24 protein-coding genes and 1 other RNA gene are annotated in these 22,083 nt (G+C 65.5%); 7 read left to right on the top strand and 18 right to left on the bottom strand.

What is annotated here, in order from left to right:
* The first annotated feature begins 2 nt into the window (after positions 1-2).
* Complete coding sequence (gene pip, locus JJ918_RS14925) at positions 3-968, top strand: prolyl aminopeptidase (RefSeq protein WP_291889042.1); 966 nt, start codon at positions 3-5, stop codon at positions 966-968.
* A gap of 73 nt (positions 969-1,041) precedes the next feature.
* On the opposite strand, the gene JJ918_RS14920 is transcribed toward pip, so the two are convergent.
* The 18 genes from JJ918_RS14920 to JJ918_RS14835 all read right to left on the bottom strand — a co-directional run bounded on the left by JJ918_RS14920 (position 1,042) and on the right by JJ918_RS14835 (position 17,655).
* The gene (locus tag JJ918_RS14920) at positions 1,042-2,394 is read right to left on the bottom strand and encodes a sodium-dependent transporter (protein WP_291889039.1); all 1,353 of its coding nucleotides are present in this window, start codon (positions 2,392-2,394) and stop codon (positions 1,042-1,044) included.
* Positions 2,395-2,562: 168 nt separating this feature from the next.
* Entirely contained in the window at positions 2,563-3,708 is a 1,146-nt protein-coding gene (gene rodA, locus JJ918_RS14915) for a rod shape-determining protein RodA (RefSeq protein ID WP_291889036.1), read from the bottom strand.
* The gene (mrdA, locus tag JJ918_RS14910) at positions 3,708-5,585 is read right to left on the bottom strand and encodes a penicillin-binding protein 2 (RefSeq protein WP_291889032.1); all 1,878 of its coding nucleotides are present in this window, start codon (positions 5,583-5,585) and stop codon (positions 3,708-3,710) included. The genes rodA and mrdA overlap by 1 nt, the downstream gene beginning before the upstream one ends.
* A 12-nt stretch (positions 5,586-5,597) precedes the next feature.
* On the bottom strand, positions 5,598-6,119 hold the full coding sequence (gene mreD / locus JJ918_RS14905) for a rod shape-determining protein MreD (protein ID WP_291889029.1): 522 nt from the start codon (positions 6,117-6,119) through the stop codon (positions 5,598-5,600).
* Positions 6,116-7,108 (bottom strand): rod shape-determining protein MreC, encoded by a 993-nt coding sequence (gene mreC, locus JJ918_RS14900; RefSeq protein ID WP_291889026.1) that lies wholly within the window; start codon positions 7,106-7,108, stop codon positions 6,116-6,118. The genes mreD and mreC overlap by 4 nt, the downstream gene beginning before the upstream one ends.
* A 35-nt stretch (positions 7,109-7,143) precedes the next feature.
* Complete coding sequence (locus tag JJ918_RS14895) at positions 7,144-8,184, bottom strand: rod shape-determining protein (RefSeq protein WP_291889023.1); 1,041 nt, start codon at positions 8,182-8,184, stop codon at positions 7,144-7,146.
* A gap of 126 nt (positions 8,185-8,310) precedes the next feature.
* Positions 8,311-9,045, bottom strand: a complete 735-nt coding sequence (locus JJ918_RS14890; protein WP_291889021.1) for a TVP38/TMEM64 family protein — start codon at positions 9,043-9,045, stop codon at positions 8,311-8,313.
* Between the two features lie 60 nt (positions 9,046-9,105).
* Positions 9,106-9,630 carry a hypothetical protein gene (locus tag JJ918_RS14885; protein ID WP_271185832.1) on the bottom strand — a complete coding sequence of 175 codons (525 nt, stop codon included), beginning with the start codon at positions 9,628-9,630 and terminating at the stop codon, positions 9,106-9,108.
* 62 nt (positions 9,631-9,692) lie between these two features.
* Positions 9,693-10,685, bottom strand: a complete 993-nt coding sequence (gene ilvC, locus JJ918_RS14880; protein WP_291889016.1) for a ketol-acid reductoisomerase — start codon at positions 10,683-10,685, stop codon at positions 9,693-9,695.
* Positions 10,678-11,187 carry a hypothetical protein gene (locus JJ918_RS14875; RefSeq protein ID WP_291889012.1) on the bottom strand — a complete coding sequence of 170 codons (510 nt, stop codon included), beginning with the start codon at positions 11,185-11,187 and terminating at the stop codon, positions 10,678-10,680. Before JJ918_RS14875 ends, ilvC begins: the two co-directional genes overlap by 8 nt.
* A gap of 1 nt (position 11,188) precedes the next feature.
* A complete protein-coding gene (gene miaA / locus JJ918_RS14870) occupies positions 11,189-12,115 on the bottom strand; it encodes a tRNA (adenosine(37)-N6)-dimethylallyltransferase MiaA (protein ID WP_291889008.1) in 927 nt (308 codons plus the stop codon).
* A complete protein-coding gene (locus JJ918_RS14865; protein WP_291889005.1) occupies positions 12,112-13,503 on the bottom strand; it encodes a Do family serine endopeptidase in 1,392 nt (463 codons plus the stop codon). The genes miaA and JJ918_RS14865 overlap by 4 nt, the downstream gene beginning before the upstream one ends.
* A 107-nt stretch (positions 13,504-13,610) precedes the next feature.
* The gene (locus JJ918_RS14860) at positions 13,611-13,799 is read right to left on the bottom strand and encodes a DUF2065 domain-containing protein (protein ID WP_271185827.1); all 189 of its coding nucleotides are present in this window, start codon (positions 13,797-13,799) and stop codon (positions 13,611-13,613) included.
* Positions 13,799-14,677 (bottom strand): protease modulator HflC, encoded by an 879-nt coding sequence (hflC, locus tag JJ918_RS14855; protein ID WP_291889002.1) that lies wholly within the window; start codon positions 14,675-14,677, stop codon positions 13,799-13,801. The genes JJ918_RS14860 and hflC overlap by 1 nt, the downstream gene beginning before the upstream one ends.
* A complete protein-coding gene (gene hflK, locus JJ918_RS14850) occupies positions 14,674-15,825 on the bottom strand; it encodes an FtsH protease activity modulator HflK (protein WP_291888998.1) in 1,152 nt (383 codons plus the stop codon). Before hflK ends, hflC begins: the two co-directional genes overlap by 4 nt.
* A 113-nt stretch (positions 15,826-15,938) precedes the next feature.
* Positions 15,939-16,463 (bottom strand): dihydrofolate reductase, encoded by a 525-nt coding sequence (locus JJ918_RS14845; RefSeq protein WP_291888994.1) that lies wholly within the window; start codon positions 16,461-16,463, stop codon positions 15,939-15,941.
* The gene (locus tag JJ918_RS14840; protein ID WP_291888992.1) at positions 16,460-16,780 is read right to left on the bottom strand and encodes a MazG nucleotide pyrophosphohydrolase domain-containing protein; all 321 of its coding nucleotides are present in this window, start codon (positions 16,778-16,780) and stop codon (positions 16,460-16,462) included. The genes JJ918_RS14845 and JJ918_RS14840 overlap by 4 nt, the downstream gene beginning before the upstream one ends.
* Before the next feature lie 8 nt (positions 16,781-16,788).
* Complete coding sequence (locus tag JJ918_RS14835) at positions 16,789-17,655, bottom strand: thymidylate synthase (RefSeq protein WP_291888989.1); 867 nt, start codon at positions 17,653-17,655, stop codon at positions 16,789-16,791.
* A 288-nt stretch (positions 17,656-17,943) separates the two neighbouring features.
* On the opposite strand from JJ918_RS14835, the gene JJ918_RS14830 reads away from it, so the two are divergent.
* The 6 genes from JJ918_RS14830 to JJ918_RS14805 all read left to right on the top strand — a co-directional run bounded on the left by JJ918_RS14830 (position 17,944) and on the right by JJ918_RS14805 (position 21,640).
* Positions 17,944-18,396, top strand: coding sequence for a helix-turn-helix transcriptional regulator (locus JJ918_RS14830; RefSeq protein ID WP_291888986.1), 453 nt, complete (start codon positions 17,944-17,946; stop codon positions 18,394-18,396).
* 141 nt (positions 18,397-18,537) lie between these two features.
* The gene (locus tag JJ918_RS14825; protein WP_291888984.1) at positions 18,538-18,909 is read left to right on the top strand and encodes a VOC family protein; all 372 of its coding nucleotides are present in this window, start codon (positions 18,538-18,540) and stop codon (positions 18,907-18,909) included.
* A 142-nt stretch (positions 18,910-19,051) separates the two neighbouring features.
* Positions 19,052-20,110, top strand: coding sequence for a DUF3667 domain-containing protein (locus JJ918_RS14820; protein ID WP_291888981.1), 1,059 nt, complete (start codon positions 19,052-19,054; stop codon positions 20,108-20,110).
* A 16-nt stretch (positions 20,111-20,126) separates the two neighbouring features.
* Positions 20,127-20,501: a transfer-messenger RNA gene (gene ssrA / locus JJ918_RS14815) on the top strand.
* A gap of 156 nt (positions 20,502-20,657) precedes the next feature.
* Positions 20,658-21,155: an SspB family protein gene (locus JJ918_RS14810; protein ID WP_291888978.1), complete on the top strand. Its 498-nt coding sequence runs from the start codon at positions 20,658-20,660 to the stop codon at positions 21,153-21,155.
* Positions 21,155-21,640 (top strand): PaaI family thioesterase, encoded by a 486-nt coding sequence (locus tag JJ918_RS14805; RefSeq protein WP_291888975.1) that lies wholly within the window; start codon positions 21,155-21,157, stop codon positions 21,638-21,640. The genes JJ918_RS14810 and JJ918_RS14805 overlap by 1 nt, the downstream gene beginning before the upstream one ends.
* Positions 21,641-22,083: the final 443 nt, after the last annotated feature.

Genomic DNA, 22,083 nt, shown 5'->3' with positions numbered 1-22,083 from the left:
GAATGGACGCCGCCTACTCCCGCCGACTGCTGTATCCGCCGATCCACGCAACGCAGACATTCCGCCTGCCGGTGAGCGGCGGACACGAGCTTCATGTCGAGGAATGCGGCCGTCCTGACGGCCTGCCCGTGATCACCCTGCATGGCGGTCCGGGCGGCGGGGTCTCGCCCGCCCTGCGCCGTTTTTTCGACCCGCGCCGCTATCGCATCATCCTGTTCGACCAGCGCGGCTGTGGCCGCTCCACACCGCATGGCGGGCTGGAGAAAAACACCACCGCCGACCTGATCGACGATATCGAGCGCATCCGCGAACGCATGGGCGTCGACAAGTGGCTGGTCTTCGGCGGCTCCTGGGGCGCGACACTGGCCATCGCCTATGCCCGCCAGCACCCGGACCGCTGCCTCGGCCTCGTCCTGCGCGGCGTCTTCCTGTGCACCGATCTGGAGCTGAACTGGTTCTACCGCCAGGGCGCCAACATGCTGTTCCCGGACGCCTGGGAACGCCTGGTCGATCCGCTCGCCCCGGAAGAACGCGGCGATATCGTGCGTGCCTATTACGAGCGCCTGGCCGAGCCGGACATTATTCGCCGCCGGCCTGACGCCCTCGCCTGGGCGCGCTGGGAAAGCGCCCTGATCTCGATGACCGGCGATCCTTCTGCCCCGCTTGCCGACCCGATCCGCGCCGACGCGCTGGCCCGGCTGGAGACGCATTATTTCGTCCACAAGGGCTTTCTGGAACGCGACGGCGTGCTGCTGGAGGATGTCGGCCGTTTCAGCCATCTGCCCGGCGTCATCGTGCAGGGCCGCTACGACATGGTGACCCCGCCGCGCTCGGCCTGGTCGCTGGCCCGGGCCTGGCCGCGGGCGCGGCTGCAGATGATCGGCGATGCCGGTCATGCCGCAGGCGAACCGGGCGTCGTCGATGCCCTGGTGCGCGCGACCGACGCCTTTGCCGACCGCATGAGCTGATCCCTCAAAAGAAAACGGGGCCGCACCGGATGGATGCGACCCCGTGTTACTTCAATGATGCCGTTATGAGGCTCTAGCTGAGCCCCAGCATGGCACCAATGGCACCATTATTGAACTGGGCATCCATGCCCAGTGCCAGGATCACGAAGATCGCCGGCGGCACGATCCAGCGCACCGCAAAGTGGAAGAACTCGAACAACCCCTTGCCGGTGTGCGAGAGCTCGTCACGCAGCAGCGCCTTCGGGATCACCCAGCCGGCAAAAACCGCCACCAGGAAACCGCCCAGCGGCAGCAGCAGGCTGCCCGAGAGCCAGTCGACGAAATTGCCGCCGAACTCCGGCGAGTAGACCGCACCCGCACCGATCATGAAGGCGAAGAAGCCGACCAGCACCGCCGTCTGTGCACGGCCGAAATTCGCGTGCTCGTCAACGAACGCCACGACGCCTTCCAGCAGCGAGATCGATGATGTCACCGCGGCGATCAGCGCCAGTGCGAAGAAGGAACCGCCAATGATATTGCCCGCCGGCATGTCGGCAAAAACGGCCGGCAGTGCGGAGAAGATCAGGCCGAGGCCCTCACCCGGATCGATACCCACCATGAAGACGATCGGGAAGATCATCAGGCCGGCCACAAGGGCGACCAGCGTGTCGGCCGACGCAATGGTCAGCGAGGAGGAACCGATATTGGCATCTTTGGACAGGTAGGAGCCGTAGGTGATCATGATTGCCGAGGCGACCGAGACCGAGAAGAAAGCCTGGCCGAGCGCCTGCACGAAGGTCTGGCCCGAAACCGCCGAAAAGTCCGGGCGGAAGAGATAGGCGACAGCTTCAGCCGCGTGGCCGTTGACCAGCGAGTAGATGGTCAGACCCAGCAGAACAACGAAGAAGAGCGGCATGAGCAGCGTGGCGACGCGTTCAATCCCGCCCTTGAGACCCTGGGCGACAATACCGACCGTCAGGCCCATGAACAGGACGTGCCAGAACAGCTGAATGCCCTGACCATTGTAGAACATGGTCGCGCCTTCATCCGTCCCGAAACCACCGGCGAAACCGGCGACCGAGAAGGCCATGACCTGGCCGGCAATGACGGAATAAGTCGTCAGGATCAGGAAGCCGGCCGCGGTACACACCCAACCCACGATCGACCAGTTGCCCGACTTGCCGGCCTCGAGCGCCATCTTGCGCGTCGAGGAGATCGCCGATTGCTGGGCGTGTCGGCCGATGGCGATTTCCGCCATCAGCACCGGCAGCGCGAACAGGATCACACAGCCGATATAGATCAGCACGAAGGCCGAACCGCCATTCTGCCCCGTCATGAACGGGAAGCGCCAGAGATTGCCGAGACCAACCGCGGACCCGACCGCTGCCATGATGAATGCAAAGCGCGACGACCAGTGCGCATGCGTCCCCGTGGGCGTAACCGCCATGAAAACTCTCCCCTGCCTGGGCGCGGCCCCCCGCGCCCGAATTGCGAAAAATTGTCGCGCACACTTCCCCAACGGCCCGATCAGGTCAAGCTGGCTTCGCCAGCGCAACCAACGTGCGCGGCAGAGCTATATGCCGATACACCGGGACGGCGCCCGCGGCGCAGCTGCTTAGCCGAACAGCCCCGCGCCTCGCGGCGGTTCGGCGTTGCGGTGGATGTGCGCGCCCAGGATCAGGCCGAAGCCGGCCAGCACGGCCATCATCACCGTGCCGCCATAGGAAATCAGCGGCAAGGGTACGCCAACCACCGGCAGGGCCCCCATCACCATGCCGACATTGATGATCACGTAGAGCGCAAACGTCGTCGCCACGCCCATGCTCAAAAGCCGCAGGAAGGTGGACTTGCAGCTGATCGCGATGGCGATCGTGTTGGCCAGCACGAGCGCGTAGATCGACAAGACGACGAGCCCGCCGACAAAGCCGAATTCCTCACCCAGGATCGTAAAGATGAAGTCGGTCTGCTTTTCCGGCAGGTATTCCAGCTGGGACTGGGTGCCCTCCATGAAACCCTTGCCGGTGAACCCGCCGGAGCCCAGCGCGATCTTCGACTGCAGGATCTGGTAGCCCGCGCCGAGCGGATCGGCGTCCGGATTGAACATCGTCATGATGCGTTCGCGCTGGTAGTCGTGCAGGCCGTAGCGGAAGAAGCCGACAGCACCGACGACAGCGGCAATCGCGCCCGGCAGGATGATCTTCCAGCTCAGCCCGGCCAGGAAAACGATTGCCCCGCCGGTTGCGATGAGAAGCAGGGTAGTGCCCAGGTCCGGCTGTTTGGCGATCAGCAGCGCGGGCAGACCGATCAGCGCGGCCGGAACCAGCAGGCCGCCAAGGCTGGAGACCTTCTCGGTCGGCAGGTCGTGATAGAAGCGTGCCAGCGCGAACACGAGGGCCAGCTTCATGACTTCGGAGGGCTGTACCCGTATCGGTCCGATATCCAGCCAACGCTGCGACCCGTTGATCGTGACACCGGCAATCTCGACCCCTGCCAGCAGGACCAGCGCCACGACATAGATCGGGTAGGCCACGCCCATCCAGAAGCGCGGCGGGAACATCGCGATCACCATCATGCCGCCGAAAGCCGCCGAAAAGCGGATGGCATGATTGACCGCCCAGGGCGTCCAGCTGCCGCCGGCCACCGAGTACAGCATGCCGACACCGGCCGCCCCCAGCAGAACCAGAAGCAGGACCAGGGTCCAGTTCAGCTCCATCAGCTTGCCGCGCAGGTCGCGCGGCACGCTCTCGCGAAAAACCGCCATCACGCGCCCCCGCGCCGGTCAGTACCGGCAAGATCGGCAAACACGCCGGCGCGGCTCGACGGGTCGCGCGCGACGACGCGGCGCAGGATATCACGGGCCGGACGCGTTGCAGCGCTCGATCCGCCGCCATGCTCCACCACGACGACCACGGCATACTTCGGATCGTCGGCCGGCGCATAGCACATGAAAAGCCCGTGATCGCGCAGCCGCCAGGGCAGGTCGTCCTGATCGCGAACGCCGGACGCGCGCTCCTCGGCGGTGATGGAATAGACCTGTGCCGTACCGGTCTTGCCGGCCATGGCGACGCCTTCGATGCCCAGCCCGCCCAGCGAATAGGACGTGCCGCCCGGTTCCTCGACCACGCCGCGAAGGCCGGCCCGCACGCGGGCCAGCGCCGGTTCGGACACGCCGATATGCGGCGCCGGACGGGCCAGCGCATTGCGGTAGAGCGTCGGTTCGACAGCCCGGCCGGACGCGACACGGGCCGTCATCACCGCCAGCTGCAGCGGTGACATCAGCACGGCGCCCTGGCCGATGCCGACATTATAGGTGTGCCCCGTCGTCCAGGGCTCATTGCTGCGCGCACGCAGCCAGGCCGGGTTCGGCATATTGCCCGAACGCACGCCGGAAATGCCGATATCGAACTGTTCGCCGACACCGAAGCGGACCGCCATGTCGTGAAGCCGGTCGATCCCGAGCCGGTCGGCCATTTCATAAAAGAAGATGTCGCAGGATGTCTTCACCGCTTCGTGCAGGTTCACGCGTCCGTGGCCCCGGCGGCGCCAGCAGTGAAACTCGCGCCGGCCCAGCATGGTGGATCCGTTGCAGAAGATCGTCTCGTTGGGATCGACAAGGCCGTGCTCCAGCGCCGCTGCAGCGACAACCGCCTTGAAGGTCGAGCCCGGCGGATAGGTCCCCATGATCGATTTATGGAAGAGCGGGTTGTGATCGTTCGCCCGCAGAGCCGCGTAGTCCGACGAGGAAATGCCGCCGACAAACAGGTTGGGATCGAAGCTGGGCGTGGACACAAGCGCAATGAGCTCGCCCGTATTCACGTCGATCACCACCGCCGAAGCGGATTCCTGCCCCAACCGTTCATGAGCGTAACGCTGGATATCGGCGTCGAGGGTCAGGACCACATCCCGGCCGGGCTGGGGCGCCGTGGACTGTTCGGGCAGTTCGCGGATCACGCGGCCGCGGGCATTGACCTCGGTCTTCAGTGCACCGGCGGCCCCGCGCAGATCGCGCTCGCGAGAGACTTCCACACCCGTCTTGCCGACCCGGAAACCCGGATGCAGCAGCAGCCCCTCCTCCTCGCGTGGACTGGCGGCGATATCGTCCTCGTTCGCCGTCTGCACATAGCCGATGACATGCGCGAAGGCCGCGCCATAGGGGTAGGACCGCACCTCGCCGACATCGGGACGCACACCGCCCAGATCCGGCGCATTGAGATTGATCGCCGAGAACGTCTGCCAGTCCAGATCGTCCGCCACGGTCACCGGGCGATAGCGCGACTGGCGGCGCACCGCGCGCAGCACCCGCTCGCGATCGGCGTCGGACAGGGGCATGAAGCGTGACAGCCGGTCCAGGGCCGCCCCGACATCGCCGGCCTGCTCGGGCACCAGCAGCACGCGGTAGCTGTCACGATTGTCGGCGACCGCGACGCCGAAACGATCGAGGATACGGCCCCGCGACGGCGGCAGGAGATCGAAGTTGAACTGGTTGTCTTCGGACAGCAGCCGGTAGCGCTCGCCTTCCAGCATCTGCAGCGAATACAGGCGCGCGCCCAGCCCGATAAAGGCCAGTCCGCCCAGCCCCGACATGATGAGGGCCCGGCGGGTGAATTTCAGATCCTGTTCCTGGCGGTCAGCGCGCATCTTGCCTCGCGATCAGCCCCCGATGAACCCGGACCGGCCCGGGCGGCGATTTCGCAGCGCCAGGAAGGCCAGAAGCGGGAACATCAGCATCGTGGCTGCCAGTTCGATGATCAAGAGCTGCAGGTCGGCCATCTGTTCCAGTGCAAAGCTCCCGGCGGCGAAAGCGATACCGTGCGCCAGCAGGAGCGTTGCGCCGAAACGCAGCAGGACCGGCGGCAGATCGCGCGGCATGCCGTCCTCGCCGCGGAAGCGGCAGACGGCCAGCGCGACCAGATAGGACAGGGCCCAGACCCCCATCGGTGCACCGGTCAGGAGGTCCTGGGCGAGACCGACGGCAAAGATCACGATCGGCGGCATGAAGTGCGGGCGCAGACCCGACCACAGGAAAATCACCATCAGCGGCCAGGTCGGCATGACCGATATGCCGTCGATCAGGCGCGTCGGTGCCGCCTGGGTGACTAGGGCCAGCAGGACAGTGAAAACGCACAGGGCAACAGAGGTCCAGATCGAGCTGCGGTCGGTCGGCTTTCTCATGGCTGGGCCTCCGGATCCACAGCAGCGCGGCCTTCTTCATCGCCGCTGTCCGCGCCCACAGGCGCCGCCTCGGCGACCGGTTCGGCTGTCGCCGGGCCGGCTTCTTCGGGGTCGAGGAGTCCGGCTTCGTCGGTGCTGACCTCCTCGTCCGGCGGGGTCACACGGCGGTACGGCCACACCCAGACAAAATCGATCGGCGCCTGGTCCGAATAGAGTCGGACCCGCCATCCGCCCTCGCGCGTGGCCACCGCTTCGCCCACAGGCAGACCGCGCGGCAGGATGCCGTCATCGCCCGACGAGACAATACGGTCGCCCGGCTGGATATCCGGTGCCCGGCCGACATATTCCAGACGCGGAAAGGGCGAGTTGTCGCCGACGAGAATGGCCCGCGCATTGGACCGGTCGGCCATCACGGGGATCCGGCTGTTGAGGTCGGTCAGCAGCAGCACACGGGCTGAATGGCGGCCGGTCTCGTAGACCCGTCCGACGAGGCCGTAGAGATTGATGACCGGATAGCCATCCTCGATGCCCGACTGGGCGCCGCGGCCGATCAGGCGGGCACGGACGAAGGGGCCACGCGGGTCAGCCACGGTCCAGGCACCGATCCGGTCCTGGGTCGCAGGCGTGTCGACATTGAGGGCGTCTTCATAGATCTCGATCCGGTCGCGCTGGCGATAGGCGAGATCTTCCCAGTAGCGCGCCTCGATCAATTGCTGGCGCAGATCGGCGTTCTCCTGGGCAAGCTCGCCCTGCCGGCGGAAATAGGGACCGATATTCTTGATGGCGCGAAGCGGCTGGGCGGCCAGTTCCAGCACGGGCGCCGTCAGGTCGGTAAAGCCGGCGCGGATACGGGCGAAGGTGTCGGATCGCGATTGCGGGCGATCGAAGGCGATCAGCGCACAGGACAGAACAAGAAGCGCAATGAAGACGGTCCGCGAGAAACGGACGCCCTGCTCGCCATCATGTCGTGTCGAGCGCCTCGTGGCCACCGCGACTCACTCCTTCTCCCCCGCAAGGGCGGAGGTTACACGGCTTCGGAGAGAATGGGGCGCCAAATCCGCAAGTCCTCGACGGCCTTGCCGCAACCGAGCACGACGCAGGACAGCGCCTCGTCGGCCAGGCTCACCGGCAGGCCGGTGCGTTCGCGCAGCTCGGTATCGAGGTTGCGCAGCAAGGCGCCGCCGCCGGTCAGCACGATCCCCTTGTCGACGATATCGGCCGCCAGTTCCGGCGGCGTCGCCTCGAGGGCCTGCTTGACGGCTTCGACGATCTGTTCGACCGGCTCGGACAGGCTGTCAGCGATCATGGCTTCGGTGACGGCGATCTCGCGCGGCACGCCATTCATCAGGTCGCGGCCCTTGATGTCCAGCGACAGGCCTTCGCCCTTCACCGGCGGCATGGCCGACCCGATTTCCTTCTTGATCCGTTCGGCCGAAGTCTCGCCGATCAGAAGGTTCGCCGAACGGCGGATATAGTTGATGATCGCCTCGTCCATCTTGTCGCCACCGACCCGCACCGAGCGCGAATAGACGATGCCGGACAGCGACATCACGGCCACTTCGGTCGTGCCGCCGCCGATATCGACGATCATCGAACCGGTCGGTTCGTCGATCGGCAGGCCGGCGCCGACGGCAGCCGCCATCGGCTCGTCGATCAGATAGACCTTGCGGGCACCGGCACCCAGAGCACTCTCGTGGATGGCGCGGCGCTCGACCGCCGTTGCGCCGGACGGCACGCAGATCACCACCTGCGGCGACACCATGGCGCGGCGATTGTGCACTTTCTGGATGAAGTGCTTGATCATTTCCTCGGCCACGTCGAAATCGGCGATCACGCCGTCACGCATCGGACGGATGGCTTCGACATTGCCCGGCGTCTTGCCCAGCATCAGCTTGGCCTCGGCGCCGACGGCCTGCACGTGCTTGCGCCCCTTCTCCACCTTGTAGGCGACGACGGAAGGTTCGTTCAGGACGACACCGCGTCCCTTGACGTAGACGAGCGTGTTCGCGGTACCCAAGTCGATGGCGATATCCGCGGAGAGCAAACCGAAAAGGCTGTTGAGCATGAGCGTGGCGCGTTCAGACGTGTGGCGGCAAAGCCGCGGTGCAACTTGTTTTTCTTGTGCGATGCTCCGCGATAGATTGCAAGGGGTGCGACCGTGCGGACACACATGTCATGGCAGGTGCGCCTGCTAATCGAGCGTCGCTGCCTCGGTCTCGGCCGCCGGCTCGGGCCGGTTCCGGCGCAGCCATTTGCGCGCCACCAGCATGATGCCGAACCAGGCCCCGACCGCGCCGAACAGCGCCAGTCCGACCAGCACCCGGCCTTCGCCCAGCATGGCCAGAATCCCCTGCCCTGCAAGGCCGACCACGATGATCTTGGGACCGGTGCCCAGGGCGGTGCCCAGCAGGAAAGCCCAATAGGGCGTGCGGGCAATGCCGAAGCCCATATTGACGACGATGAAGGGCCCCGACGGGACCCAGCGCACGACCATGGACGCCACCAGCCCGTTGCGGCCGATGAAACTCGAGATCCGGTTGGCCCAGTCGCCGCCATAGCGTTTGAGAATGCGCGCGCCGAAGACGCGCCCCATCCAGAAATTCACCGATGCCGCCGTCAGCGTCGCGATCCAGGCGTAGAGCGCGCCGGTGACCGGACCGAAGGCGACAATGGCTGCAGCCATCAGTCCGAACTGCGGTGCTCCCAGGAAGGACAGGGCGATAAAGACGCCGATCGTCACAGGCAGGGCATACCAGCGGTCCTGCAGCGATCCGAACCAGCTGCCGGCCGCACCCGGCTCGATCTCCAGCACGAAACGCCCGATCAGGAAAATGACGGCGACCACAACGAAAAGGGCCACCGACACGCCGATGGCCCGCGCTGCACGCGCATCCATACGCAGGATGAAATCGAAAATCCGGTTCATGCTCGGCCGTTCCGTATGGCGCGGTTCGTCTGACAGGTCACTGGCCGGGCCGTGCGCAAATCAGTTGGAACCCGCCTCACCGTCGGACATTTCCGCGTCCATGTCGACGGCTTCGCCCGAAGCGATGGCCACCAGCTTGGCGCGCTGGATGGCCAGCACGGCGAGCTGTTCGTCCAGAACCTTGAGAATGCCGCGAGCCTCGTCCTGATCAACCCGGCCGGGCGAGCGCTCGGTCTCACTCAGCGACTCCATCAGCGCGGAGATATTGCGCGCATTGGAGCGGCTGGCATCGCCGGCCAGCGCCAGCCAGTTGGCATCGTCCGCCTTCTCGATCGGCAGGAAAATCCCGCCCGCCAGGGCAGCCAGATGCTGCGCCGCGGCCGTCGCGCCGTTCTCGGTCAGCGTGGCCATGCGGGTGTAGGAGATTTCATTGCTGGAGTCCGGGTCCGCCAGCGCATAGACGCGCGTGCGGCTCAGATCGAGCAATTCCATGACCTTCGGGATGCCGCCCACTTCCTCGAAGACGCGCGCAACCACTTCCTTGGGTTCACCATATCGCCGGATCTTGACCGGATTGAATGACATGTCCTGCCCCCGCAGCGAGAAACAAACAATAGCCGCTTAATACAGCCCCATTAGCGGCTTGGCTATTTCGCGTCACCGTAGATACGGCTGCGAAGCTCAGCACCGGCCGCCTCGACCGGCAGTTCACGGTCGCGGGCCCGGTCCGCTGTCATGGCATTGCCGGCCTCATAGGTCTCGACCCAGCGCCGGGCAAAACTGCCATCCTCGATCGCGGCCATGGCCTTATCGAAGGTGCGCCGGAGCTCCGGGCCTGCAATCGCATCCTCGATCTGGCGCGCACCGAATTCCGCAGTGTCGGAGATCGCCTCATACATGCCGGCAATTCCGCGTGCCTGGATCAGGTCGGCGAGATATTTGATCTCGTGGACGCAGTCGATATAGGCCATGCGCGGCGATACGCCCGCAGCAACCAGCCGGTCGAAACTGGCTTTGGCTAGAGCAACCATCCCGCCCACGAGAACGACCTGTTCGCCGAACAGGTCGGACACAGTCTCCTCGCGGAATGTTGTCGGGAAAATGCCGACCTCACCGGATCCGATGCCGGCGAGATAGGCCAGGGCAAGCTCGCGGGCGTGGCCGGAAGCGTCCTGGTGCACAGCCCAAAAGCCGATCAGCCCCTTGCCCTTCTCGAATTCCTGGCGCACCGCCCCGCCCGGCCCTTTCGCGGCGGCCAGGATGATGTCGGCATCGGCGGGCGGCTCGATCAGCCCGTAATGGATCGAGAAACCGTGGCACAGGATCAGCGCCTGGCCGGGTTTGCGATGCGGCGCGATATGCTGGTCCCAGATCTGGCGATGCGCCTCGTCGGCGGCGAGCAGCGCGATGGCATCGGCCCAGCGCGCCGCCTCGTCCAGGCCGACCACCTCGAACCCGTCCGCCTCGGCCTTGCTGCGCGACGGCGAGCCGTCCCGCAGCGCGATCCGGATATCCTGCACACCGCTGTCACGCAGGCAGAGCGCGTGCGATCGGCCATGATTGCCATAGCCCAGAATGGCCAGGCGGCATTTACGGATCGGGTCGAGATCGATGTCTTTGGTATAAAGCGGGTCAGTCATCCTCGGGGGCGCTTTGCGAATCGGCTTCCGGTGCTCCGGGCCGATAGGACGGATCATTCGTCCCCATGTCCAGCAAACCGCGCCAATTCCCCGCCTCGTCCTGCCGCCATACGGTGACATAGGTGCCGCGTCCGGCCGGCGCGCTGGCACGATCTCCATCCGGATGCAGCGACCACAGCCCCCAGGTGACACCGAAATCGCCACCCTCGGAGGCAAAGCCTTCCAGCGGCTCCCAGTGCAGCAGGATGCCCTCCGGCCAGGCATCGAACGAGCCGCGTATCTCTGCCGAGCCGACCAGCGCGTCCGCCGTACCGCGGATCAGCCGCCCGTCGACATCGTCCATATAGGCCTCGAACGCTGGACCGGGCCCGGTCTGGGCGGCCATCGCCGCAAAATCGCGATCGGCCTGCATGATGGCATCGACAGCCGTCTCCTGGGCTATCGCCGGTGTCGCCGTCAGGGTCAGTGCCGTCAGCGCGTTGATCATGGTAGCTGGATGCATGTCAGTCCCCCTCGTCCAGAATGCCGGCGAGTTCGGCCTGTGCCGCTGCCGGATCGAGCGAGACTATCCGCGGCCAGCTGGCCGTTTGATTACGGAACCATGTCAGTTGACGTTTGGCATAGCGGCGGCTGTCACGCTTTGCCGTCTCGACCGCCGTGTCGAGATCGAGCTCGCCCCGCAGATGCGCGATCAGCGGTGGCACGCCAAGTGCCTTCATGGCAGGCAGGTCAGGATCGAGATTGCGGGCCGCGAACGCTTCAACCTCGGCCAGCGCCCCGGCTTCCATCATCCCGTCGAGACGCCTGTCGATCCGGTCGTAGAGCGCAGACCGGTCCGGTTCGATGACGAGGCCGCGCCAGCTGTCCGGGGGCAGGAGCGGTTGCGTGTCGACCTGGAAGTCGGAGAGAGCCCGGCCGGTTTCAAAGCCGACCTCCACCACGCGCAGCAGGCGCTGGCGATCGCCCTGCTCGATCCGCGCCTCGGCAGCCGGATCCAGACGGCGCGCCTCATCGCGCAACGCCTCCATACCGCCCGCTTCGAACAGCGCCGCCGCCTGCTCCCGCGCAGCCGGTCCGATCTCCGGCACAGGCGCCAGACCAACCGTCAGTGTGTGGAAGTAGAGCCCCGTCCCGCCGACCAGGATGGGCGTGCGTCCGCGGGCCCGGATATCCGCGCAGGTGGCCAGAGCGGCCTCGGCCCATCGTCCCGCCGACCAGCGTTCGCCGGGGTCGGCCACGCCGAAGAGATGATGGGGAATACGGGCGGCTTCCTCGGGTGACGGCCGCGCGGTGATCAGATGCAGACCGTCATAGATCTGCATGGAATCCGCATTGACGATCTCGCCGTCCAGCCGCTCAGCCGCAGCAATTGCCAGGGCGGTCTTGCCCGCCGCCGTCGGTCCCGCGATCAGCAGGGCCCGCGATGTCACGGCCGGATGGAATGCAGCACGTACTGGCCGCCGCGATTGACCTGAAAGCGGATCGGACCGCCGGAGTGGCCGGCAACGATCTCGCGGATATCGGCGATGGTCGCAACGCGGGTGAATTCCACTTCCTCAATCACATCACCGGGGCGGATCTTGCCGGCGGCATCGCTGGACGCGTCGACATCGGTGACCAGCACGCCCTGGGCGTCGGGATCGACGCGGTAGCGGCGGCGCGAAGGCGCGTCGAGTGCGGCCAGCGTCATGCCGAGAACTTCATTGGCATTGCCCTGGGAGGGATCGACCACGCCGCCGGCGGAACCGCTGCCCGACGCCGCATCTTCATCGCCCTCGCGCTCAAGTTCGCCCACCGTGATGTCCAGCGTCATGCGGCGATCGCGGCGGATGATCTCGACCTCGACCTCGCGGCCGATCTCGCTCTCCGCGACCATGCGCGGAAAGGTGCGGCTCTCGCGGACACGCTCACCGTCAAAGCTCAGGATCAGATCCCCCTGGCGCAGGCCGGCGGCCTCGCCCGGACCGTCTTCCTCGATCCGCGACACGATGGCGCCATAAGGCGTGTTCAGGCCAAAGCTCTCGGCCAGTTCCGGAGTGACGCGATGCACGCTCACGCCGAGCCAGCCGCGGCGGGTCTCGCCGAACTCGATCAGCTGGTCGACCACGCGGCGCGCCAGATTGGACGGGATGGACAGCGAGATGCCGACGCTGGCGCCGGTCGGCGACAGGATCAGCGTGTTCACACCGACCACATTGCCCGCCATGTCGAACAGCGGGCCGCCGGAATTGCCCGTATTGATGGCCACATCGGTCTGGATGTAGTCGTCATACTGACCGCCGGCATCGCGGCCGCGTGCCGAGACCACACCGGCCGTCAGCGTACCGCCCAGGCCAAAGGGATTACCGATCGCGATCACCCAGTCGCCGACGCGCGCCGTGTCACTGTCGCCGAAATCGACGTGGGGCAGCGCCTCGTTCACTTCCATGCGCAGGACGGCCAGGTCGGTGACGGGATCGATCCCCACGACTTCAGCCGCAAAGACTCGCCCGTCAGGCAGGGCGACCTCGACCTCGTCCGCCCCGTCGATGACGTGGTTATTGGTGACCACCAGGCCTTCGGGGTCGATAATGAAGCCGGAACCGAGCGAGTTGGCGATACGCGGCGCATCGCCGAAAATGTCGTTGAAGCGCTCCAGCGGCGAGCCCTCGGGGAATTCCGGCAAGCCGTCTCCGCTGTCCAGCCGCTGGGCGGCCGAGATGTTCACCACGGCCGGCGAAAGACGCTCGGCGAGGTCGGCAAAACCGTCAGGCGCCGGATGCGCCAGCACCGCCGGAGTGGCCAGGAGAACCAGGAAGACAACAAGAAAACGCCGCATTGCAAATATCCGTTCGATTTCGGGACCGGAATACAGGACAAGGTGAATACCGCTTCGCGGTACCCCGCTGCAACCGCAGTGATGCAGGCGTGAAGTTTGCGGTGTTGTCAGCGTACCGCCAGAGCAACGATGGCGACGCCGAGACACAAAGCCGTGAGCCCGGCCAGGCGAAGCTGGTCCGGGCTCATCGCGCCAATTCTGGCGATCACGTCTTTCATCGCGCCGGGGGCCAGGGCGTAGACCGCGCCTTCAAGCGCGATCGCCACCCCGAGCCCGGCGATCAGGACCGTCCACACTACTGGCCGGTTTCCGACCGGAAGTAGTTGAAGAACTCGCTGTCCGGCGGAATCACGATCGGCGTGCCGTCGCCCATCGCCTGCTGATAGGCCAGCATCGAGCGATAGAAGGCGAAGAATTCCTCGTCGCGGCTGTAGGCCTCGGCGAAGATTTCGTTCCGGCGGGCATCGCCCTCACCGCGGATCCGTTCGGATTCGGCGCGCGCCTCAGCCTCGATGATCGCCGCCTGGCGATCGGCATTGGCGCGGATTTCGGCCGCCCGCTGCTCGCCTTCGGCGCGGATACGGGCCGCTTCCTGGTCACGTTCCGAGCGCATACGCTGGAAGACGTTCTCGGCGATCTGTTGCGGCAGATCGGCCCGCAGGATGCGCACATCGATCACCTCGATGCCGAAGCTGCCGGTGCGGACCTGGTCTTCCACCGCGGTCTGCACCCGGTCCATCAGCTCGGCACGCTGGCCGGAGATGACTTCGGAGGACGGGATCGACGCGATGACGCCGCGCAGGCTGTCATCCATGATCTGCTGCAGGCGAACGCGGGCGCCGCGCTCGTCGCGGAAGGTCTGGTAGAAGCGCAGCGGATCGGTGATGCGATAACGCAGGAAGGCGTCGACGATGAGACGCTCCTGGTCCGAGGCCAGGATTTCTTCCGGATCGAGATCGAGCTCGATATTGCGCTTGTCGAAGGTCAGTACCTCCATGATGAAGGGCGTCTTGAAGTGCAGGCCCGGATCGGGTTCGCCGACCTCGTTGACCGCATCGACGGGCTCACCGAGGCGCAGGATCAGGGCCTGTTCGGTTTCCGAGACCGTGTAGACACTCTGCAGGCCGATGAAGACGGCAACCGCAAGAATGATAATGCCGAGCGTGCGGATCATTGATTGCCTCCTTGCGTACGGTTGCGGTTCTGGCCGAGTTCGTTGAGCGGCAGGTAGGGCACGGCCCCGGCCTGGTCATCGAGCACGATCAGGTCCGACCGGCGGAAGATTTCCTCGATCGTCTCCAGATACATGCGGCGCCGTGTGACATTCGGTGCCTGGCGGTACTGGTCATAGATCGCGACAAAGCGGTCGGCCTGACCCTGGGCTTCGGCGATCACCGAGTCCCGGTAGGCCTGCGCCTGCTGGGTCACCTGGGCGGCGCGGCCGCGTGCCGCCGGGATCACGCTGTTGGCGTGGGCGGTGGCGTTGAGCTGGGCGCGCTCGGCTTCCTGCTGGGCGACGTCCACGCCGCGGAAGGCGTCGATCACCCGTTCCGGCGGCTGGGCATTCCGCAGGTTGACCTGCAGAACCTCGATGCCGGCATTGTACTCGTTCAGCGTTTCCTGCAGCAGCGCCCGTGTCCGGTGGGACACCTCGGTCCGGCCTTCGGTGATGATGAATTGCAGGTCCGACGTACCGACCACTTCGCGCATGGCGCTTTCGGCAACAGCACGCACGGTCGCTTCCGGATCGCGCACATTGAACAGATAGTCGCGCACACCGTCGGGATAGCTCAGATCGACACGCCACTGCACGGCGAAGTCGATGTCGACGATATTCTCGTCGCGCGTGAGCATCTGGCCTTCATTGCCCTGGCCGATGGTGATCGTGTTGGTCGTCGTCACTTCCGGCAGCGTCACCGTTTCGATCGGCGTGGGCAGCTTGAAGTGGAAACCCGGCGAGGACGTCCGGGAGTATTCGCCGAAGCGCAGCACGACACCGGCCTGGTTCGGGCCGACCTGGTACCAGCCGGAACCCGGCATGATGAACCAGACGCCGACGATGACCAGCAGGATGAAACCGAAGCCGAAGGCGCTGGCGCCACCGCCGCCCTTCTTGCCGCCGCCATTGCCGCCGCTGCCGCCGCCGAACAGGCCGCGCAGCTTGCGCTGCATGTCGCGTACAACCTCGTCCAGATCGGGGCCTTCATCGCCGCCGCCACCCTGGGGACGGCGTCCGCCCCACGGGTTCTGGTTGTTGTTATTTCCTCCGCCGGAGCCCCAAGGGCCTCCGCCGCCTCCACCCTGATTGTCGTTCCACGGCATGGGCTGGATCGATCCTCTTGCTAGTCTTGCGCCCTACATGAACGCAAGCGCGCCGGGGTTCAAGAGCGGGCAAGCGGGACACGCAGACGCAGCGTCCCTCGTTTTCGCGCGTATCAGATGCGGTCGAGACGCCGGAAGACGAAGGCGTGATCATCTCCCTCACCCGCAGGATGGGCCTCGCGGCGGACTTCATTCCAGCCGGTTTCGTCGATTTCGGGGAAGCGGGTGTCGCCGTCCGGCGCTGCATCAACATCGGTCAGGTAGAGCCGGTCGGCCAGCTCCAGCGCAGCCATGTAGATCTGCGCGCCGCCGATGACGCAGACCTCGTCCAAACCATCCTCGTTGGCCCGGGCGAATGCCGCAGCCAGCGCATCGCCGAGATTGCCGGCCACCGTCGCGCTGTCGGCCTGATAGCCGGACTGGCGGGTGATAACGATATTGAGCCGCCCCGGCAGCGGCCGCCGCGGCAGGCTCTCCCAGGTCTTGCGCCCCATGATCACCGGCTTGCCACGCGTCGTGTCGCGAAACAGCTTCATGTCGGACGACAGACGCCAGGGCAGATCGCCTTCGGCACCGATCACACCATTGCGGCCGCGCGCCGCGACCAGGCAGACTTTGGGAATAATCGTGCCGGTCATGCCGAGACCGGCTTGTCCAGCCAGCTGAGCCACTTTTCCTGCACCGCCGCGTCCAGGTCGACGCCTTCGGAGCGCGCCAGCAGGAGCAGCATGCCCAGCGCATCGGCCATTTCCCGGCGCAGGGCCTCACGGGCCTCATCGTCGGCCGGGCGGCGCGACCGGCCGGTCGCATCGAGATAGGCCTGGGTCAGCTCGCCCATCTCTTCCTGCAGCTTGAGCAGATACCAGTCGCCCGACCGGTCGATGCCGTAATTGCGGGCATAGATGTCGGAGACCTGTGCGATCTGCGCACCCAGATCGGTGAGAGGTCCGGACATGCGCCCCCCTAGACCGCGACCGGCGCAGCGATGCGCGGGTGCGGGTCGTAGCCCTCGAGGGTGATGTCCTCGTATTCGAAGGCGAACAGGTCCTTTGCCTCCGGATTGAGCGACAGGCGCGGCAGCGGGCGCGGCGTGCGCGACAGCTGTTCCTCTACCTGGTCCATATGGTTGGAATAGATGTGGGCGTCGCCGAATGTGTGGATGTATTCGCCCGGCTCCAGCCCGCAGACCTGCGCCACCATGGCGGTGAGTAGCGCGTAGGAGGCGATGTTGAACGGCACGCCCAGGAACATGTCGGCCGAACGCTGGTAAAGCTGGCAGGAGAGTTTCCCGTTGGCGACATTGAACTGGTAGAGCGTGTGGCAGGGCGGCAGCGCCATGTTCGGCACATCGGCCGGGTTCCAGCCCGACACGATCAGCCGGCGCGAGGACGGGTTGTTGCGGATCTGTTCGAGGATGTTGGACAACTGGTCGATCTCGGTGCCGTCCGGGCCTTCCCAGCGGCGCCACTGCTTGCCGTAGACCGGTCCGAGATCGCCGTTCTCGTCGGCCCACTCGTCCCAGATCGTCACGCCGCGTTCCTGCAGCCAGCGCACATTCGTCTCGCCGCGCAGGAACCAGAGCAGCTCGATCGCGATCGACTTGAAGTGCACCTTCTTGGTGGTCAGAAGCGGAAAGCCTTCGGACAGATCGCAGCGCAATTGCCGGCCGAAGACGGCCCGCGTCCCGACACCGGTGCGGTCGTGCTGTTCGGCACCTGTCTCGAGGATGTCGCGCAGAAGATCGAGATAGGCACGCTCCACGGCCGAGCCGGGCAGGCTGCCCGCGCCCGCCGCTTCCGGCCGGCTATCCGCAAAGGCCAGGTCCGCCATGAATTCCTCCTGCGATCCGCGCAACTCGACTGATTCGAACCTTGCAAGTCTAACCGCTTGAAGCACGCCCGTGAGCCTGCCTGCAGCGCAGCGCCGGGGATAACCGCCCAAGCCTCAAGACTTCCGGTCGCTTCGCTGCCCGCTGCCTTCGATACGCCCTGCAAAACGCAACTGGCGGGCCGGTGGCGGGCAGTTGGCGGGCTCGTGACGCAAGGCAGGCGTGGCGCACCCGCCGCGGGTCTGGTCAATCCCGCTCATCCGATTACAACAAGCCTCCAGGAGAAAAACATGGCTTTCAAGGCAGACGCAGCGAAGATCAAACGCTGGCGCGAGGAGCGGCACTGGTCACAGGAACATCTGGCAGAACTGGCCGGGATCGGGCTTCGCACCGTGCAGCGGATCGAGAATGGCGAACAGGCCTCCCGCGATTCCCTCACCGCCCTGGCCGCGGCTTTCCAGGTCGATGCCCTCGCGCTGTGCGTCGACCCGGAGGAGGAAGCCGCCCGCACGATACGGACCAAGAACGCCAGGGTGACGGCCGGATTGCGGCTCTCCCTCTGGATCCACCTCGCCAGCTATGTGCTCGGCATGATCATTTTCACCGGGATCAATATCGGCACCGGCTCTTCCGTCATGCTGTGGGCGACGATCTGGTGGACGGTGGGCGCAGCGGCTCACATTGCCACCACCGTCATTGTGGAAGTCGTGACCCGTTTCCAGAACCAGCACGCGACCGTCTGAACCGGCAGGCGGCCCCTCCCGACACCGTGCTGGCAGGAGTGATCCGGCGGCACGTTGTTTCCGGCTTGCCACGGCACTGTGTTGCGATAGCCTACCCGACGGAACAATCGGGGAACATCCCCGCAATGGAGGACTATCGACATGCTGGGTTATGTGACACTGGGGACGAATGATCTGCCCCGCGCAGCCGCCTTCTATGACAAGCTTTGCGCCGAATTCGGTGCCGGCCGGTTCATGGAGGAAGACACATTCATCGCCTGGGGTACGGCCAATGGCGGCTGTGGCATCGCGCTGACCAAGCCGTTCGACGGCAATACCGCCACGGTCGGAAACGGTGTCATGGCCGCCTTCCAGGCCAAGGACCGCGCCCAGGTCGACAAGGTCTACAAGCTGGCGATCGAGCTGGGCGCCCAGGACGAGGGCCCGGCCGGCCCGCGCGGCGAAAGCGGCTTCTATGCCGGCTATTTCCGCGATCCGGACGGCAACAAGCTGAACGTGTTCACGATGGGCTGACGCCTGCCTGGTGCATGGATCGAGGGCGCTGCCGGTTTTCCGGCAGCGCCTTTTTTCTGTCTGCGCGCCACGCCGCTTGACCCGCGAGAGCATTCCACGTCCTGATTGTCGCCAGCCGGGACCGATGGAGGCAGGGGGCAACGTGACAGACCGACCGGGCGGCAATGGCGACGCGGAACTCTCGCACTGCACCAATTGCGGTGCGGTGACGGATGACCGCTTCTGCCCGTCCTGCGGCCAGTCCACGACCGATATCCGGCGTCCGGCCGTCTCCCTTCTGACGGAATATTTCGACGGGCTTTTCGCCTGGGACGGCCGGCTACTGACCACGCTGCGCCACCTCTACACCCGCCCCGGACAGGTCGCAGCCGACTATGTCGGCGGCAAGAGAGCCGGCCTGACACCTCCGATCCGTCTCTATCTGATCATGGTGGTCGCCTTCTTCGCGATACTCGCGCTGGCAGGCATCCGCGTGTTCGGGGTGGCGTTTTCGCCCAGCGAGGCGGAGATCCGGGCCCAGACGCCCGAATGGACGGCCACGCGGCGCGAACAGGCTGAAAACTTGGACAGGCTTATCCGCGAATCCGGCATTCCCGGCGGCTTTACGTGCGGTGTCCTGCCCGGTCCCGACGAATTCGACTCCAGCGGCATGCTGATCCACGCCCGCGGCACGACCTTCATGGTCCGCCCTTTCATGCGGGGCGAAACACCGCCCGGCCGCGTTCTGCGCGCCGAAGATGCAGCCTGTTATCATACGCTGCTGCAGGCGTTCGGCTGGGGCTGGCTTGCGCCGGTCTTTATCGAGGTGATCCGCAGGCCCGGCAGTTTCGAGGACCGGGTCAGCGCCATTCTCAGCCAGTCCTTCATCGCCATGGTGCTGGTCTTCGCAGCGCTCAACCTGCTCCTTCATCCACGGCGAAAGATCGTCGAGCACATCGTCTATTCCTTCTACTGGCACACGGCGATGATCCCTTTCCTGCTGGTGCTCGCATTGATGCTGCAGATCCCCGCAGGCCTGCAGCGCCTTGTGCCGATTTGCACGCTGCTTGCCGCGATGACGGTCTTCAGCCTGTGGCAGGAACGCCGCTTCTACAAGGCAAGCATGGTGGGCCTGGCCCTGCGGTTTCCGGTGCTGCTGGCGGGCTATCTGACCTCGATGAGCATCCTCACCCTGGCCCTGCTGCGCGCCAGCGCGGCCTGAACCGCAACCGCAGCCGCCCCTTCAACTCGCCACATTTCCTGCCTATATTCACCAGCGTCGGCTTGCCGACTATGGCGATAAACGCGCTCGTAATAACCGGACCGGACCCGGGGGCAGTACCCGGCGGCTCCACCATATCCTTCCCCGCACCACCTTCAGCAAGTGGCCGGGCTGGCATGGGGCCGAAACAGGATCGACGGACGGGTAAAGGGGATTGCTTTCGCCCGGGTGAGGCCCGTTACAGGCTCGCTTATGAAAGTTGCCAACGACAACTTTGCTGAAGAGGTCGCTCTCGCTGCATAGTCAGCGCGGGTAATCTCGCCTTAAAGTCCTGGACCCTTTAGCCGGTCCAGGCGGGGCTCGGAGGCGCCTGGCAACAGAAGCCTCCACTTATCCTCATGCGGATGTTCCGGCATGGCTGGCCGGCAGCGGATTAGCCTGTCTTTCACCACACCGGTTCCCTTCTGCAGTCCAGCCGTTGATATCCGTTGACCTGCCCCGGGCTTGGGGTACCCTTTTTTCGACAGGGAGATCGGGGGAGATCGACATGGCCAAGGACCTGATGCGCTACGATCTGATGGCGCAGGACGCGCTTCGCGGCGTGGTCCGTCAGGCTCTGCTGAAAGCGGCCGGCCCCGACGGGCTGCCCGGACAGCATCATTTCTACATCACCTTCCGCACCCGGGCGCCGGGCGTGGATATCGATCCGACCCTGCTGGAAAAATACCCCGAAGAAATGACGATCGTGCTGGAACACCAGTTCTGGGACCTCGACGTCACCGAGACGGGTTTCGAGGTGACGCTGAAATTCTCCGGCGTACCGAAATATCTGAAAATGCCCTATTCGGCGATTTCGCGCTTCCACGATCCCAGTGTCGGCTTCCACCTGCAGTTCGAGCAGGACCCGGCCGAGGACGAGACCGAGGCCGCCCCGGCCGAGAAGCCCAAGGCCGCCGCCGGCGGCAAGGCCGGCAAGGGCGAGAAAAAGACCCCCGGCGGCGACGGCGCCGAAGTCGTCTCGCTGGACAGCTTCCGCAAGAAGTGATGTCCGGTCCCGATCTGGTCGCCCCGGATCTGGCCGGGACGCCGCGCGAGCCGATGACGGCGGACCAGATCCGCGACTATCTCGGACAACGCGCCAATCACCCCTACGCCTCCAAGCTTCTGGGCTTCCGGCTGGCCGACTTCTCGATCGAGGAGCGCTGGCTGGAAGCGGATTTCCACCCCACGCAGCAACTCGCCAATCTGCGCAACTCCGTGCAGGGCGGTATTGTTACGGCCATGCTCGACGAGGTGATGTCGCTGGCTGTGCTGGTGTCCGAGCGTTTCATGTGCGGCGTGCCGACGCTGGAGATCAAGACCAGCTTCTTTGCCCCCCTGCCCGTCGAGCCCTGCCGGGCCCGCGGTGTCGCCACGAAGATCGGCGGCCGGGTGGCCTTCATGGAAGGCACGATCTGGACCCCGTCCGGCGACATCGCCGCCCGCTCCAGCGCCACCTGCCAGGTCCGGCGGGTAAAGGCGGCCGGGTAGGGCTCCAAGCCTTTCTTCTCTCCTTACTCTCTCTGTTTTCCCCGGCCTTGTGCCGGGGCCCGGTGAGCCTGCATCTGAAACGCCGCCAGCCCCCGGAATAAATCCGGGGAAAGCGGTGTGTGGTGATGGCACTCAGCACGAAATCCTCCACGGGCAGAACCCTGGAGCTATGAGAGGGTGTGCGGGATGCACGGCGGACATCGTGTCCGATTTGAAGGTTTGGTGGTGATGCCCGAGGCATCCCGCACGCGGAGATTTACCCGGATCCCTTGCGGGTTCCGTCTCGAGACCTGCAGGCACGCTCCGGTCGAGCTTTGTGCCGGTGTCCCCGCAGATGGCCACGCCGGAGCCTGATGCTGTCACCCACCAGGCGCGGACGAGCTCCGCACGCTCCCGGGCACAAGGGACTGAGCTCATGCCTCCCATCCCGGAAACCGTCTGCG

The organism is Maricaulis sp. (assembly GCF_017642925.1).
GTDB lineage: Bacteria > Pseudomonadota > Alphaproteobacteria > Caulobacterales > Maricaulaceae > Maricaulis.
Note: the sequence above shows the minus strand (reverse complement) of the source record. Positions and strands in the feature narration are given on the sequence as shown.

Excerpts from the sequence above, each read along its gene's own strand:
- pip (WP_291889042.1), top strand. The coding sequence starts at position 3 with ATGGACGCCGCCTACTCCCGCCGACTGCTGTATCCGCCGATCCACGCA.
- JJ918_RS14920 (WP_291889039.1), bottom strand. The coding sequence starts at position 2,394 with ATGGCGGTTACGCCCACGGGGACGCATGCGCACTGGTCGTCGCGCTTT.
- rodA (WP_291889036.1), bottom strand. The coding sequence starts at position 3,708 with ATGGCGGTTTTTCGCGAGAGCGTGCCGCGCGACCTGCGCGGCAAGCTG.
- mrdA (WP_291889032.1), bottom strand. The coding sequence starts at position 5,585 with ATGCGCGCTGACCGCCAGGAACAGGATCTGAAATTCACCCGCCGGGCC.
- mreD (WP_291889029.1), bottom strand. The coding sequence starts at position 6,119 with ATGAGAAAGCCGACCGACCGCAGCTCGATCTGGACCTCTGTTGCCCTG.
- JJ918_RS14895 (WP_291889023.1), bottom strand. The coding sequence starts at position 8,184 with ATGCTCAACAGCCTTTTCGGTTTGCTCTCCGCGGATATCGCCATCGAC.
- JJ918_RS14890 (WP_291889021.1), bottom strand. The coding sequence starts at position 9,045 with ATGAACCGGATTTTCGATTTCATCCTGCGTATGGATGCGCGTGCAGCG.
- JJ918_RS14885 (WP_271185832.1), bottom strand. The coding sequence starts at position 9,630 with ATGTCATTCAATCCGGTCAAGATCCGGCGATATGGTGAACCCAAGGAA.
- ilvC (WP_291889016.1), bottom strand. The coding sequence starts at position 10,685 with ATGACTGACCCGCTTTATACCAAAGACATCGATCTCGACCCGATCCGT.
- JJ918_RS14875 (WP_291889012.1), bottom strand. The coding sequence starts at position 11,187 with ATGCATCCAGCTACCATGATCAACGCGCTGACGGCACTGACCCTGACG.
- JJ918_RS14865 (WP_291889005.1), bottom strand. The coding sequence starts at position 13,503 with ATGCGGCGTTTTCTTGTTGTCTTCCTGGTTCTCCTGGCCACTCCGGCG.
- hflC (WP_291889002.1), bottom strand. The coding sequence starts at position 14,677 with ATGATCCGCACGCTCGGCATTATCATTCTTGCGGTTGCCGTCTTCATC.
- hflK (WP_291888998.1), bottom strand. The coding sequence starts at position 15,825 with ATGCCGTGGAACGACAATCAGGGTGGAGGCGGCGGAGGCCCTTGGGGC.
- JJ918_RS14845 (WP_291888994.1), bottom strand. The coding sequence starts at position 16,463 with ATGACCGGCACGATTATTCCCAAAGTCTGCCTGGTCGCGGCGCGCGGC.
- JJ918_RS14840 (WP_291888992.1), bottom strand. The coding sequence starts at position 16,780 with ATGTCCGGACCTCTCACCGATCTGGGTGCGCAGATCGCACAGGTCTCC.
- JJ918_RS14835 (WP_291888989.1), bottom strand. The coding sequence starts at position 17,655 with ATGGCGGACCTGGCCTTTGCGGATAGCCGGCCGGAAGCGGCGGGCGCG.
- JJ918_RS14830 (WP_291888986.1), top strand. The coding sequence starts at position 17,944 with ATGGCTTTCAAGGCAGACGCAGCGAAGATCAAACGCTGGCGCGAGGAG.
- JJ918_RS14825 (WP_291888984.1), top strand. The coding sequence starts at position 18,538 with ATGCTGGGTTATGTGACACTGGGGACGAATGATCTGCCCCGCGCAGCC.
- JJ918_RS14810 (WP_291888978.1), top strand. The coding sequence starts at position 20,658 with ATGGCCAAGGACCTGATGCGCTACGATCTGATGGCGCAGGACGCGCTT.
- JJ918_RS14805 (WP_291888975.1), top strand. The coding sequence starts at position 21,155 with ATGTCCGGTCCCGATCTGGTCGCCCCGGATCTGGCCGGGACGCCGCGC.